The 15356-nt window shown below is 42.9% G+C and carries 12 protein-coding genes; 8 read left to right on the plus strand and 4 right to left on the minus strand.

All coding sequences use genetic code 11. The features are described from left to right. Positions 1 to 15 precede the first annotated feature (15 nt). The 3 genes from BMZ72_RS09770 to BMZ72_RS09780 all read left to right on the plus strand — a co-directional run bounded on the left by BMZ72_RS09770 (position 16) and on the right by BMZ72_RS09780 (position 2147). Positions 16 to 480 (plus strand): hypothetical protein, encoded by a 465-nt coding sequence (locus tag BMZ72_RS09770; protein ID WP_089807722.1) that lies wholly within the window; start codon positions 16 to 18, stop codon positions 478 to 480. 127 nt (positions 481 to 607) lie between these two features. Beyond that, positions 608 to 1219 (plus strand): class I SAM-dependent methyltransferase, encoded by a 612-nt coding sequence (locus tag BMZ72_RS09775; RefSeq protein WP_089807724.1) that lies wholly within the window; start codon positions 608 to 610, stop codon positions 1217 to 1219. A 229-nt stretch (positions 1220 to 1448) separates the two neighbouring features. Next, complete coding sequence (locus BMZ72_RS09780) at positions 1449 to 2147, plus strand: hypothetical protein (protein WP_089807726.1); 699 nt, start codon at positions 1449 to 1451, stop codon at positions 2145 to 2147. Positions 2148 to 2229: 82 nt separating this feature from the next. Here BMZ72_RS09780 and BMZ72_RS09785 read toward each other — a convergent pair whose 3' ends face one another. After that, positions 2230 to 3630, minus strand: coding sequence for a hypothetical protein (locus tag BMZ72_RS09785; protein WP_255373160.1), 1401 nt, complete (start codon positions 3628 to 3630; stop codon positions 2230 to 2232). Between the two features lie 259 nt (positions 3631 to 3889). Here BMZ72_RS09785 and yiaA point away from each other — a divergent pair, with 259 nt between their 5' ends. From yiaA to BMZ72_RS09805, 3 genes are all read left to right on the plus strand, one after another. Then, entirely contained in the window at positions 3890 to 4357 is a 468-nt protein-coding gene (gene yiaA / locus BMZ72_RS09790) for an inner membrane protein YiaA (RefSeq protein WP_089807730.1), read from the plus strand. Positions 4358 to 4627: 270 nt separating this feature from the next. After that, positions 4628 to 5398, plus strand: a complete 771-nt coding sequence (locus tag BMZ72_RS09795) for an alpha/beta hydrolase (protein ID WP_089807732.1) — start codon at positions 4628 to 4630, stop codon at positions 5396 to 5398. 311 nt (positions 5399 to 5709) lie between these two features. Next, a complete protein-coding gene (locus tag BMZ72_RS09805) occupies positions 5710 to 6081 on the plus strand; it encodes a hypothetical protein (RefSeq protein WP_089807735.1) in 372 nt (123 codons plus the stop codon). 115 nt (positions 6082 to 6196) lie between these two features. Here the strand turns inward: BMZ72_RS09805 and BMZ72_RS09810 are convergent, their stop codons facing one another. Continuing rightward, entirely contained in the window at positions 6197 to 7870 is a 1674-nt protein-coding gene (locus BMZ72_RS09810) for a flavin monoamine oxidase family protein (RefSeq protein ID WP_089807737.1), read from the minus strand. A 13-nt stretch (positions 7871 to 7883) separates the two neighbouring features. Beyond that, the gene (locus tag BMZ72_RS09815; RefSeq protein WP_089807738.1) at positions 7884 to 9854 is read right to left on the minus strand and encodes a thiamine pyrophosphate-binding protein; all 1971 of its coding nucleotides are present in this window, start codon (positions 9852 to 9854) and stop codon (positions 7884 to 7886) included. Positions 9855 to 10312: 458 nt separating this feature from the next. On the opposite strand from BMZ72_RS09815, the gene BMZ72_RS09820 reads away from it, so the two are divergent. Together BMZ72_RS09820 and BMZ72_RS09825 are read left to right on the plus strand one after the other, a co-directional pair. Next, positions 10313 to 12382: a cellulase family glycosylhydrolase gene (locus BMZ72_RS09820; RefSeq protein WP_089807740.1), complete on the plus strand. Its 2070-nt coding sequence runs from the start codon at positions 10313 to 10315 to the stop codon at positions 12380 to 12382. 143 nt (positions 12383 to 12525) lie between these two features. Continuing rightward, the gene (locus BMZ72_RS09825; protein WP_089807742.1) at positions 12526 to 12828 is read left to right on the plus strand and encodes a pyrimidine/purine nucleoside phosphorylase; all 303 of its coding nucleotides are present in this window, start codon (positions 12526 to 12528) and stop codon (positions 12826 to 12828) included. A gap of 105 nt (positions 12829 to 12933) precedes the next feature. Here the strand turns inward: BMZ72_RS09825 and BMZ72_RS09830 are convergent, their stop codons facing one another. After that, entirely contained in the window at positions 12934 to 15291 is a 2358-nt protein-coding gene (locus BMZ72_RS09830; protein WP_177222740.1) for a TonB-dependent receptor, read from the minus strand. Positions 15292 to 15356: the final 65 nt, after the last annotated feature.

The raw sequence follows: 15356 nt of genomic DNA on the forward strand, positions 1-15356 counted from the left end.
CTATTACATTTGAGTATGGATCAGGCAGTAATTATCAAATTGATTGAACAGGTTATTCTGAGAGAGTATGGTATAAGCGATCGGCATACGGTTAATATTAAGCCTGCATGGAAGCATGCTTTTTATAATCCGGCGAAGAAAAATAACGAAGGTGCGATTGTTATTAAAAAGAGCATTTTTTCACTATTAGTATTCGCTTTCCCGATCTTAATTCTTTCGATTGGGTTTATAGCAGAACGCAATTATAAGCTGTTGTTTATTCCAGCCTTTGCAGTTGCTATACTAATCGCCATAAAACATTTTTACTATAATAAAGCTATGATCGTTAATGCTACTGGCATCACTTTTAATGATCGTACCTACTATTGGAAGGATTATAGCGCTGCGTTTATCAGTATAATAGTTCTGAACAAATCTTATAATTCAAACCTTATTCTGGGTAAATCATTCAAATCATATCATCACTCTGAAAGTTGGTGAAATGAGTGTAAATGCTGTTGGCACTGCGATAAGAGACTTCCAGCCTGTGGAATGGAAAATTCAGCCATTAAGACCCTAAAAGCCTTCTATAATTAACATCAAACGCTTTATCCATCAACTTTGGTTCATGCAATCAGCACTTCAGGAACTTTACGGAAATATAGATATTTACCTCTTTGATCAACTGCTTAAAGGGACCTATGATAAGTGTAAAAAAATACTCGATGCAGGCTGCGGAGGCGGGCGCAACCTGGTTTACTTCCTAAAAAACAGCTACGAAGTATATGGTATTGACCCTAATCCCAGTGCAGTATCAGCAGTCAGAGAATTGTCAGCAACACTGTCTCAGGCTAATGCTGCGGAGAATTTTGTGGTTGCTACTGCCGAAAACCTGCCTTTTGACGATCATTCTTTCGACCTGGTGATCAGCAGTGCGGTATTGCACTTCGCCCAAAGTCCTGATCATTTCCATGATATGCTCCACTCAATGTGGCGGGTACTGAGACCTGGGGGCTATTTATTTGCCAGGCTGGCTTCAGATATTGGGATTGAAACACTGGTACAAGATCTGGGTAATGGGCGCTATCTGTTGCCTGATGGTAGTGAACGTTTTTTGGTTAATCAGCAATTACTGCTTCAATATACCGAACGCCTCAATGGCCGGCTACACGAACCTATAAAAACCACCAATGTGCAAAACTTACGATGCATGACGACCTGGTGTTTGCAGAAAGTCTGAAAAACATGGCTGATCTCCATCCTGTTAAAATAGCTGACGCGATAAAACTCATAAGAAGGAGATGAACTTAGGAGCTGATTATACAACAGAGAATCGATTAGCATTCGTAATTGATGCCACCGAAATATATAGTAATAATATGGCTTCTGGAAAATGTACAATGGCTGACGGAATAATTTAATGATATTTGTGCCGGAGTCAAAGAATTGTATAAATTATATTCACGATCATGATAGATCTATCTCATGCTGAGAATCAGGTACGCTGTGTTACAAACTTCCAGGATCTTGTTTCCACGCCATTTAGCGGAGAAATAAATGCGATTTGCTGGGCACGTGAACTAACAGGTGATTTTTCTGAGATCGTTAAAAAAGTAACACTAAGCGAAAATATAACGACCATCGAAGAGGAAGAATTGCTCGAACTTCAATTGAGTGAACAAGGGCAACTCGCACGTGAAATTCTTTTAAATGACTTCAGGTTATTAAAGGCACATGGCGCTTCGCCCGTCCTGAATGTGATCAGATATTATGATCGGGATAATGACTATCCCTTTTTCCCAACTGATGTTTATTCCTTTCACGTAGATCGTTCCCCTATCCCAACCGATACATTTTTATGTACTTATTATGGCGATCCGAGTGAAATACTCTCAAATTCCCAGGGCCTGCAGAAAGTACTTATTCCTGAAATACGTGAGGAACTCAGGAAACTATATAATGGCGCAGATGAAGGCTTTGAGTCATTCTTAACTGAACATTTCTTCGATCTGCACTATCAGGCCAGGCCAGATGCACATACGACAAACCTGGGCACTGGCAATCTATGGAGATTGGCGGTTGATCATCCGGAAAGTAAAGTACCTCCCTGTCTTCATCGTGCGCCAGAAGAAAAATCAGGACTGTATAGATTGTTAATGATCTGTTGAGTGCAAATCATTAATAGCAAAACGATATATTTAAAGATCCTGCATGAATATAATCGGTACAGATATGACAAGCTACCGTTGCTTATTCTGATGTGTCATATTGCGTGTAATTTTCATGCTGAATCAATGTCAGGACCACGCTATAAGCCGTCTTTTTCTCCCAGCGTGCTATCAACCAGGCAATAAAGCTCAGGGTGAATATGTCGTTATTTTCCGGGTTACTCAGCAGATTAAAAACCGTCTTTTTATACGCCTCTTCAAAAGCTACATCAGGCTTTAGCAGGTATTTTTCAACCAGCTTCAGAAACAATAGCACCCGCTCTTCCGAAGTCTTCTGCAGATACTTCTTATATCTCCGCCGAAAGCTATTTAGCCGGGAAATAGCAAGTTCTGTGTTAGAAAACTGTGCATGGACCAAAATTTCCATCAGATTCTTCCGGATCGTCCATAACATCCCCATTTTCTTTTCATACCAGGCATCAGTGCGCGTCAGCAACGCCATCTGTTTCAAACTTCTTTTATCATTGCAAAGGGCTAAAAACATTGTCAGACAAATTCTCAAGTCCTCAATATCCTCCGGTTTATAAGTATGTTTTATGTTAGAGAGCGATTCCTGCAATACCGAAATCGCATCCTCCGCAAAGTCCGTAAAAAACAGGTTGAGTGCAGAAAGTAACTGATGACGCAAATAAAACAATCCCCGATAACGGCTGTCCGTCATCATTAAATCCATCATTTCCCTAAGATAGGATGCACTCCTTGCAAAGTCCTTTTGTCTCAGGTGAAAGTTCGCCAATAAATATAAAATGGATATATGGTAAAAGAGATAGGACTGTTTCTTATGCGCCTGATCTTGTATGAATTGATTTGTCTGATTAATATAACGCTCGATCAATCCATAATTCTGTTGTATCGCAGCATATTCATTAGCGATGTAAAGAATCTGATAAATGGACTTATAGGTCATCAGTTCCCGGGCGGAAATTTTGTATTTCCGTATGGTTGTTATCATAAGGGTTGTCAGATTAACGATCTTCCCTTCCAGGTGTATCTCCTTCAGCTCCTGCCTCAAAAAGGCATACGCCATATTGAGTTTAGCCTCACGTTGCATATACCCCTGATTTCTCAGGAAGCGTGTAGTTAACACTTCGAGGTCTTCAGCTCCTGGTAGATGGGCATATTGTAACTTCAATAACAGGAGCTCATTCAACAAATTGAACTGCTCCAGCTGTTCAGCCAGTCTTTCTGCCTTATCCAGACATTTGAAGGCAACCCTGATTACATCATTTTCTAACAGAAAACGCCCTACTACCAGGAGGCGCAGCGCGTCATAGGTCTCAGAATGGTCATTTTCAAAGGTTTTCTGAGATAGGAATAGCAGCAAATTATCCTGTAGCCGCTTACGCAATGCATGGTAAGCATCATTATTTTTCTCCGATTCGTAAAGCTTATTTACACCATTTATATCGTCAGTTTCTATCAAATCAAACAACTGTAGGTTTTTGACATCAGATCTTTTGTTTTTTCGCTTCAAAAACTGTCTAAATAACTCTTTTTCAGTATTATTTAACAGATTTACCAACTCAGACAATGAGTCCATATGGATATATTAGATGGTATATTAATATAGCTAAAGGTACAAAATCATAAAATTATATCGTCAGTAATTTACACATTCTGGTTTTTTCAGGTCTGATTTACGACCGACATTTGGTTCATATTAACCACTTAAACAAATCAATATGGAACCGCTACAACACAGAACTGACGAAAATTCATCCGCCGCAAAGCAGGGCGAAAAGGCGAGAAACCCTTTTAAGCCGACCGGCGCATTTATAGGAGCTTCCTGGTTCGCCTTATTGACAGGAACCGTAGGATATTGCATTGGATTATGGAATGCAACAATGCAATTGAACGAAAAAGGCTATTATCTAACTATATTATTATTTGGTCTGTTTGCCGTAGTCTCCGTACAGAAAAGCGTGAGGGACAGGACTGAAGGACTTCCTGTTACGGACCTTTATTACGGCCTCAGTTGGTTTGCCACGATTGCGGCAGTGATCCTGTTGACGATTGGCCTCTGGAACGCACAGATGGCACTTAGTGAGAAAGGTTTTTACGCCATGGCATTTTGCCTGAGCATGTTTTCATCCATTGCTGTACAGAAGAATACCCGTGACACAAAGATGTCTGAGGAGAAAGAGCTGTAACGTAGCGGTTACACCCCACCACCCCGCAGCTCCTTGCCTGGCAAGCCTGCGGGGTTTCCTTAATTTACAGGATTAGATTTTCTTAGATTTGCTTCCTTTTGACAACTGGTACTAAACTTGCATACAACAGATAATCTCCTTTCGGCGGTGCTTTTAAATTTCATCAAGAAGTAAAGCTAAGCAGCAGAAAGGACCTTATACCACAACGAACACAGTATTGCAAAATACCTTGTTCTGGCTGGGGGAATATCGTAAACTGCTATATTAAAAATGTCTATTAGTCGGGAAGTGAAGAAATCTATGATGCAAAGTGTGAAAGTGATTTTGGGGGTGATATGTATGTTCATCAGCGTCGTTACGCGTGCTCAAATGCTGCCGGATACGGTAAACAAAAAACCAAAAACGGTTTATCTTTTTAGTGGCCTGGGAGCAGATTCAAGTATATTTATGAACCTGGACCTTCCCGGATATCATAAAGTTTATATCAACTGGATTCCCGCCCTGCCTAAGGAATCAATAACGCAATATGCAACCAGGATAAAGAGCCAGATCACTGTTGAAAATCCGGACATCATCGGACTTTCTTTTGGGGGAATAGTTGCCGTGGAAATATCCAGGCAGATAAAAGTAGATAAGATGGTCCTGATCTCGTCCGTCAAAACAAGAAATGAATTAAACAGGTTCCAGTTTTTCTTCATGAAACTGGGGATGTATCGAATCATTCCCGGTCCGTTAATACGACGGGCTAATTTTCTCACCTATCAATACTTTGGCGCCCGGTCTCCAAAAGATAAAAAGACATTAACGAATCTGCTGGCACAAACAGATGCATCTTTTTTTCGTTGGGCATTGGGAAGTATTGCGTACTGGAACAATAACGTAGCACCGGAAAGAACGATTCAGATACACGGCACAGCTGATAGAGTAATAACCGGCAGGCGTGTGCATGCTGACTATCGCATCAAGGGTGGAGGACACCTTATGGTTTTTAATAAAGCGGATACCATCAGTAAAATAGTCACGCACTACCTGGGAGACTAATATGTCATCATAGTCATAGTTTTCGGGTTACCGTAGTATATTCGCCTATCCTCCCCGGAATTTCAGATCGGTCAGCGGGTGTCGACTGTTATCGAACCTAATGTCAAAATACTCCGCACTGGATATATTATATCTCGTTTTTACCATTATAAAGACGAAACTAACATGTATTTTCTGATAGTAGATGGCGAGGTACGCAGGAAACGTTATCTTCCCGGGGATCTGCGGCCAGCTTAACATTTTATCAGAAAACTTCATCGTTTATATACACATCAATACCTATGACCAGATTATTGCTCCGCCACCTGTTAATGACCTTGTTTCTTTCATTTGTATTATCAGGCTTTTTCTTTCTTATCTATTATTCCGCTTCAAATCCCGGCTTTGAACAAGGACAGGGACTATTTATTATTTTTGGAGTTGCAGAAATTTTCCAGCACTTATTCTTATTCCTGTCTGCGTTACCGGCACTGTCTGTAGGTAAACAAATTAATTTCACAGACAAAGCAGGTAAACTTGTGCGTTATTTCGGAGGCCCTGTTGCTTTTACAATCCTGTCAATATTAATAATCATTAAGGCAGACTGGTTTGACGAACTGTTGCTGCTATTGATTCCTAATTTCACTTTTTTGATATTACATATATTATTCTACATCAAACTACCAAAAGAGTTTAGTGAATAGTTTGTTAGTACCATTGAGACTGGTATATAATATCGTAGAAGCAGCACGCAATGAAAACGGCAAAGCAGTTGAAAAACTGCCTTGCCGTTTTCATTTCATACACCCTTATCAGTTGTCAGCTGGGTTGCAGCTGACTAACATTATTGGTTTGTTTAGCGTTCGCTGATGGCGCCAGGAATTGGCCCAGCATGATCTCTGCTGTCTGTAAAGCACCTTCTACCCATCCCTGTGCATCGGAATACGCTTCTCCACAGATATATAATGGTACGTCTGCTATCGGATTGGTGATCTTGTCTCTTACTTCCCAACTCTTGATACCAATATTCCAGCTATTCCAGCCACCACCATATGGATCTTCACCCCAGTCGCGGAAAGCAGCACTCTTCACCAGCGGTGTATAATCCAATCCATGCATCTGCTGCAATTGACGGGATATTTCATCTACCATACGACGAGGCGCCTTGTATTCGTCCCAGGTCTGATTGAATTGTTTCAATACAGGTGCGACGTTCTTTGCACCAGCTTTATTATCATCATCTCCTACAAACGGATCAGCGATATTTGAATGTGAGAGACCTGCCCTCCAGGCAGCAGAACGCTGTGGCCTTAAGCCGTCCCAGAAGCCGATGTTATTACCATCATCGTAGCTCGCCAGCAACATCGCTCTGCCATTCACAGCTGGTGAACCATCACTGTTTGGCCAGTAGTATGTTTGTCTTACCGGAAGGTCTGTTACGGAACGGCCTGACTGTACAGCAACGAACTTTCCTTCCGCATTGGTATAACCAGCTATTCTCCACCATGGATTCGCATAAGTGGTGAAAAGTTTGAACAGCGGTCTTGGTGTAACACTATTGATCAATGGCTGGATACGCTTTAACTGAGGACTATCAGGCATGATCAGATCGAGTGCGCGACGAGGCATAGCAAGGATCAGTTTTCCTGCAATGATAGTTTGCTCGTTAGCGAAATTGAGTGTGAACTGATCGGCTGCATAATCAAAATTAAGCAACCGATGCTCGAGACGTACGTCTCCCCCATCTTTTTCAAACAATTCTGCCAGCGCAATAGGCACCTGTTGGAAGCCATTGGTAAAGCCTTTGTATTTGGGAGAGATGCCAAAGTCCGATAAATACCAGGGGATAGCATCGCATGCATTCCAGTTGATCAGGGTCGAATCATAACCACCCGCATCCATACTGAACTGATATGCTTCACTACTGATCACCCTGTACAAAAGGTTCCAGAAACCCCATTGGTATAAAGGCAATCCATCAAAAGTAGCTTCTTTTGCCATTTCACGACGCTCATCCTCTGTCAGATCAGGGTTAGTAATACCTGGTACGATCTGTTCAATGGCATTAACAATGATAGTACCCGGACCGCTTCCTTCCTCCAGGAAGGACATATTGTAAGGTACCTTGTCTGGTCTGGTTGCAAAGTCAACCAGACGCAGGTATTCACCACGCAGATATGCCAGATTCTGAGGTTCATCCACCGGAAAATCATAGAGCGTAATCTTTTCTGCAGCTGGTAATTCAGTGTTCAGGGTTTCGATCAGGTCTACGATCAGTTTCTGGGTATTTTCCAGGATACGCATACCACCCAATTCTGCGGTCATGTAAGGAATTTCCGGTGGTTTTACCGAAAGTAAACGTCCGCCTATATGATCGCTACCCTCGAATACTACGATCTTCTGATCAGGAAATTGCTTTTTCAGTTTCCAGGCGCTATATACTCCGGAAACACCGCCACCTATGATGGCGATATCGATTTGTTCGTTTGCCATAGTGATAATGGTTTTAGAAGATTGAAGGAATGTTGGATGGTATATGTCCATTCTTAGATACGGACAACAGTTTTGCTTTTACCGTATCCTGGTGGAAATAATCTAATACCGGTTGCTTGCTGTAATAAGCCGTGATGGTATCTGATGTGGTTGGAGCGGTTGGGGTATTCCCTGCTATTCTCATATCCAGTATATAAGAAGTAGTATTATTGAGTACATGATCAATGCCTCGTTGGATTGCTGCCTTTACTGCTCCCGGTGTTTCCACCACTTCTCCGTTCTCACCACCGAATGCTTTCGCCAGTGATACGAAATCGAGTTTGGGTCTTTCAAGGCGCAGATATGGCGGATCCATTGTTTTGGGTTTCCAGCCATAGCCAGGTGCACTGCCATATGAATCGACTACCTGTTTTAAACCCAGTTGCAGGGTATGGTATTCCTGGTTGTTTGTAACAATATACAGGATTGGTAGTTGTTCATGTGCTGCCGTCCAGTAGGTCTGTGGATAGAATAGTGAAGACCCATCCCCCACCGCATTTATCACCAGTTTTGTACCTGTTCCCTGTGACGATCTATCCTCCAGTTTAATGCCTAACGATGCCGGCATTGACCAACCCAATGAACCTCCGGCTACACAGTAATAGCTTACCGGTTTAGCGCCATCTGTACTAAATGGCAGATAATACTGGAAAGGAGCGCCATCGGATACAGCTTCATGCACATATACGAAATTGTCTACCAGTTCCCTTTTTTCAATCTCTTCTTTTAAAGCTTTAGCGATAACAACAGACCATATATCGTCCTGTTCCATCGCTTCCAGCAAATATGCGTCCCAGTCTGCTGCTCTTTTTACAGATAATAACCGCATCTTTTCATTCCTGGCTGCAGCTTCTTCCGGTGGCGTGATATAACCATTCAAAATCGGTAGTGTCGCTTTGATATCACCGAAGATGGCTGCTTCTCCGTAATAGTTCTTCGCAATATCCCAGGTATTGTTTGTCAGGTATACCTGTTTTAGTTCAGGAGGGAATAGCGGTCCGTCGGAATACTTATATACGGCCAACTGTGCCTGTGCGCCAAAGCCAATCAGGAATGCTACATCATGGTCTTTGAACACCCCCTGGACGCCGGCCTGACTTCCCGGTAATTCGCCCTGCCAATGGTAGTCATTATTAGGGAAATTAGCCAGACTACTAAAACTTTGTAATACGACAGGTGCCCCTAACAGTTCAGCTAATTCCTGCAATTCTGCCCAGGCATCTGCATAACCCACTGCATCACCGGCAACTATAACCGGATTTTTAGCTGCTGAAAGAATATCTGCCGCTTGTCTGATAGTAGCGTCATCTCCGGTGAAATGTGGAGATATACGGGTCACTCCCTTAACCTTATCTTCATCTTCGATGGCCACCATGGTAAAGTCCCATGGGATGGATACGAATACAGGGCCGTTAGGCGGAGCCATCGCTTCTTTAAAGGCACGTTGCAGTACTAATGGAATTTCTTCAGGAGTACGTACTTCATGCGCCCATTTAGTGTATTGTTTGGCAAGGTCCACCAGATTAGATGCCAGCAGTGGTTCCTGGGTGATCAATTCGTTCTGTTGCTGGCAACAAAGAATCACCAGTGGCACCTGGGATCGGTAAGCATTGAACAGGTTGCCGATGCTATGCGCAATACCAGGGGTAACGTGTACAACAAGTACACCTGGTTTACCAGTCATCCGGGCAGATCCCATCGCTGCGCCAATAGCAATGTTTTCATGAAGGCACTCAATATAGCGTACCTCATTTTCGGGATAAGAAGTACCATCAATAATAGGAATTTCATTCGTTCCTGGTACCCCGAAAATGTAATGGATACCCAGGTCTTTCAGGATATCAAATACATAATCACGTGTCCAGCGTGTGGCCTGGTCGAACGCATGTTCGATCACATCATCACTGGTCTGGCGTACAGCCTGATCCGTTTGTGGTGTTGTCATATAATGGAGTTTTGGAATTTGGTTATTCAGAGGTTGTTTGTCGTGGAAACTGTATCGGGTATCATGAATAAGGTGCCGGTATTTTAAGGGTTTGTCAATTCATTGGAATCCAGATTGTAAACAACCATTTATTCCTGATTGTTTACTGCTGTCTGAAAAAAACAGAAAATGATACAATAGTAATTTTATGCTCGTTCTCTATAAAGTTTGTTGACACATTGCCGCTTTTAATCATTTCTCGAAAAACCTATATGCATGCCTGTCAACAATAAAGGTATCCAGGTATAGAAGCTTCTCTGTATCCGGCAAAAAGACTATACTCATTAATATATACTCTTTTACTGCAAACGGTTAAAATAAGTAAAGTCATACCGCATTTTACATTATATATTTACAAAATATAACCATAGCCCCATATCGTCAACCTATAGTCTCTTAGAATAACCAAATATAGAAACATGAAAAAACCACTTATCCTATTATTAAACCTGCTATTAGCACTGTATGGCTACTCACAATCGCCTGTATCCATCAACGGCCAGCTTAAAGTTGTCGGCAACAAACTCACTAACCAGAACGGTTATCCCATTCAGCTGAGAGGGATGAGCACTCATGGCATTCAATGGTATGAAGGCTGTATTACGGATGCGTCGATTGATACACTTACCCGCGACTGGGGAGCTGATATCCTGCGTGTGTCCATGTACATTCAGGAGGGTGGTTATGAAACCAACCCTGCCTACTACACTGCAGTGGTCAAGCGATTTGTAGATAAAGCTACTGCCCGTGGCTTATATGCTTTGATCGATTTCCACATGCTTACACCTGGTGATCCAAATTATAACACCAGCAGGGCAATTACTTTCTTTACTGATATTGCGAACACATACAAGAACAATAACAATGTCCTGTATGAAATCTGCAATGAGCCTAATGGTGTAAGCTGGGCTGGCATTAAAAGTTATGCAGAGCAGGTGATACCTGTGATCAGGGCCATTGATAATGACGCAGTAATCTGCGTGGGTACAAGAGCCTGGTCTTCCTTCGGTCTTTCTGAGGGCAGCACTGCACAGGAGATCCTGAACAATCCTGTGAACGCCTCCAATATCATGTACAGCTTCCACTTCTATGCGAAGAGTCACCAGGATTATTATCTCAACCATCTCGAATGGGCAGCTGACCGTCTGCCTGTGTTCGTGACAGAATTTGGTACACAGGAAGCTTCCGGCGATGGCCCTAATGATTTTGCAATGGGACAAAGATATATAGACCTCATGCGCAATAAGAAGATCAGCTGGACTAACTGGAACTACAGCGATAACCCGTTAAGCGGTGCTGTATGGACCAGCGGCACATGTGGCAGTAATAGCTGGTCACCAAACAGACTGAAAGAATCAGGTCAGTTTATCAGAAATAATATGAGGACTGCGGATGATTTTGGCGGTAGTGGTAACACGAATCTTGCTACCGGTAAAACAGTCACCGTTTCCTCCACAGAAGAATCTACACTTACCGGTAATTTTGCGGTAGATGGTAATCTGTCCACCCGTTGGGCGAGCGCCATGGGTACAGACCCACAATGGATCACCGTTGATCTCGGCAATACTTACAGCATTAACCGCATCAAAATCAACTGGGAAGCGGCTTATGGTAAGAATTTCCTGGTACAGGTATCTTCAGACAACAGTAACTGGACGACCCTGCAGAATGTGCAGAACAATACATCGCTCACCAATGATTACGCGAATCTGACTGGTACCGGCCGTTATGTGCGTATTTATGGCACTGTACGCGGTACCACCTATGGCTATTCTATCTATGAACTGGAAGTATACGGTGCACCTGTAACGGGTGCCAACATTGCGTTGAACAAGTCTGTGTTTGTATCTTCTGTAGAAGAACCAGGTCTTGAGGGCAACTATGCAGTAGATGGCAATGCGGCTACACGCTGGTCAGCTACGATGTACACGGATCCTCAGTGGATTACCGTTGACCTGGGCAACAGCTATCGTCTTTCTCAGGTGAAGATCATATGGGAAGCAGCGTATGCAAAAGATTATCTGTTGCAGGTATCTTCTGATAATGTTAACTGGACAACGGTAAAGAACATCCAGGGAAACAACTCTCTGACAAATGATCATACCGGATTATCTGCTACCGCAAGATATGTACGTATGTATGGCACTGCGCGTGGTTCCGAATATGGATACTCTGTTTACGAGTTCCAGGTTTATGGAAGTCTGGCTACAGCAAGAACCACAGCAATGGCTACAGACAAGCCGGTTAGCAAACCACTGATATCTGTATTCCCTGTGCCTGCGCATGACAACATCTTGGTAGCTATCCCAGCAAGTCATCAGCAAAAGAGCCAGATCAGTCTCTATGACATGAGCGGCAAAGTATATCTCACCGAAACAACTGCTGCCACTACTTACAACATGGATATAAGTAAATTGCCGGCAGGTATCTATATCATGCAGATTCTCACTGACGGTAAAAAGACCATCAGGAAGATCGTTAAAGAATAAATAAGCTACACAACAAGCATCCTGCACAGGATGCTTGTTGGCCTATAAGAGAGATGCATCAGTGCAAAAAGAGGCTATAATTTTGTCAGGGAATAAATTAATTTAGGGGCATCAGAAAACAAAACATTCAATAAATTAACATTATGAGTAGTTCAAACACCACCGATAAAGTTCCGCATAACGTATACTTTGATGGAAAGGTTCAGAGTCTTGGTATCGAAACAGACAAAGGCCCTGCAACCGTTGGCGTGATGAAAAAGGGAACTTATGTATTCAATACCAGCTCACCTGAGACTATGGTCGTTATTTCAGGCGACATGAGTACAAAGATCAGCGGTGGTGAATGGATCAAGCATAAGCAGGGAGATAGTTTTGACGTGCCAGCTAATAGTTCATTTGATGTATTATGTGATACCGATGTAGCCTATATCTGTTATTATCAATAACCGATCAACATGTAAGCCTTATTACCACATAGGTAATACAGCCGCATAACAAGGATATAAAAGAAAACGCCGGAGATGATCTCCGGCGTTTTCTTTTGTATAAAATCAGAATTTTAAAGTCACGCTACCTGCAAAAGACCGCGGTGGCTGAGGATTACCATAAGGCCCCCAATAACGCGCATCGCCCAGGTTATCTACCTTGATACCCAGTCTGTAACGGGGTTGATCATAGAAGACACTTGTATTTAATACTGTAAACGCTGGATTGGTAAAGGTATTCTGGTCGTTATAATAGCTCTCGCTGTTATAGTTACCGCCAAAACCTAATCCGAGCCCTCTTACAGCACCGTTAGTCACCCGATAACTGATCCAGGCATTGATCATACTTTTAGGTGCACGTGCAGGTGTTTTACCTTCAATCGTTTTATCCGCCTTTGTGTATTTGCTGTCATTATAACCGTAACCTGCCACGATGTTCAACCCATCCAGCGGATTCGCAATGAGTTCCGCTTCAAAACCTTTGCTACGCTGTGTACCATCCTGTACCATGTAGCGGTTATCATTGGGATCAGTGCGCAGTTTGTCAGACACTTCAATATCATAATAAGTGGCAGTAGCCGTGATCCTTTTGTTCAGCATTTCGAGTTTCACACCACCTTCCAGCTGGTTGGCCATCTCCGGTTTGAATACATTACCGTTAATATCAAGCGTGGACGAATAGTTAAACCCATTCAGGTAATTACCAAACACAGACAGCTGGTCTTTGATCACCTGGTATACGATACCCAGTTTGGGAGAAAGGGCTGTTTTGTCGTATGCCCCGGTGGTAACACCTGTCAGCAGGTTAGTACTCCCTTTTGATTCAATCCTGTCCAGACGTAAGCTTAACATTACCAGCAACTGCTCTGTGACATTTACCACATCGGAAGCATAAGCGCCATAACGCAGTGTTTTGCTGGTAGTAGCAGATGTCAGCGGCAGCTGGGACAGGCGCTGGTTTACTTTTTCTATCGTAATGAATGGGGTTGAAGGCCTGGTATAGTTCACTGAATCATATAGGAAGCGTTGAATATAGGTAGGTTTGGTAACGTCTGCGAGGTAATCGACCCCAATTACCATACGATTCCTGAAACGTCCTATGTTAAATTCACCATTGATGTTCTGCATTACCTGTACAGCATAATAATGATGGTTATACTTCTGCACCTGCCTGCTCATCAGCGTATCATTCAGCATCGTGGGTGTGAATTGCAGCTGATTCTTCGCATCTATACCACCATAGTTGAACGAGGTGGAAGAACTCCATTTGCTGTTGAATTTATAATTCATTGCGCCGTAGAAATTATAACCAGGGAAAGTAGATGTAAGATCATCACTGCTAAAGGTGCGGAAATAGTATGGTAGCAGGTCTTTCATGCTTTTTTGCTTTGGCAGCGCAGCCGGATTAGGCGTAACACCCATACCTATGCTGGTGCCAAAGTTGCGGTATACTTCTGCATCTATAAGAAAAGACATTTTATCGTTCACCTGATAAGACAGGGTCGGTGCGAAAAAGTAATTACGTGAGAACCCATTTTCCTGGAAACCTTCCTGTGAATGGCGGGCTGCATTTACACGCAGTAAGGTCTTCTTGTCTTTATCCAGCGGTGCGTTCATGTCAACGCTCAATCTGCTGAGGCTATAGCTGCCACCGGTATAGGTCACTTCTGTCTTAAAGACATCAAAAGGCCGTTTTGTGACCCTGTTCACCACACCGCCGTAGGACACCGCACCTGAGCCAAATAAGGTACCAGAAGGCCCTTTAATCACCTCAATACGTTCTACATTGGATACGTCGATGGTCGTCAGCTGGTTAGCCACCAATCCGTTGCGCAGGAAGTTAGCGGTACGGAATCCACGGATGATAGTAGAACTACGTCCATTGGACACCTGTTCCAGCGTATTGACACCTGCTGCGTTTTTAACCGCATCACGGTAGTCTGTTACAATCTGTTCTCCCATTAATTCTTTGGAGATAACACTGTATACCTGCGGATTTTCGAGATTGCTGATAGGTAAACGGGAAACATTATAAGTTTCCTTCTTTGAAAACTTATTAGAGTTGGCGGTGATCTCCACTTCCTGCAATTGTTTATCCGAAACTGCCAGCTGGAAAGTAACATCGATCTGTTTGTCGGCTTCCACTGTAACGGACTGTTTAAGCGTCGTAAAGCCGATCAGCGACACGACTAACTCATAAGTACCGGCTGGCACATCGCGCAATATAAATTCACCACTCTCATTGGTAATGGCATTTTTCTTTGTTTCCTGCAGTACGACTGTTACAGATGGAGCAGCATTGCCATCACTGGTGAGGACCTTGCCTTTAATGCTTCCTTTCGGCGCATCAGCGGCGTTTACGTGAAGAAATGAGCATAGCATTGCCAGTACAAATAGCAGGTATTTGTTTAGAGGTATTGTCATCATGGATTATTTGACTGCAAAGGTTATCACGATGAACGCCAATAAATAATCAAAATGGGAAAAGA

The organism is Chitinophaga sp. YR627 (assembly GCF_900114995.1).
In the GTDB taxonomy this organism is placed as follows: Bacteria; Bacteroidota; Bacteroidia; order Chitinophagales; family Chitinophagaceae; genus Chitinophaga.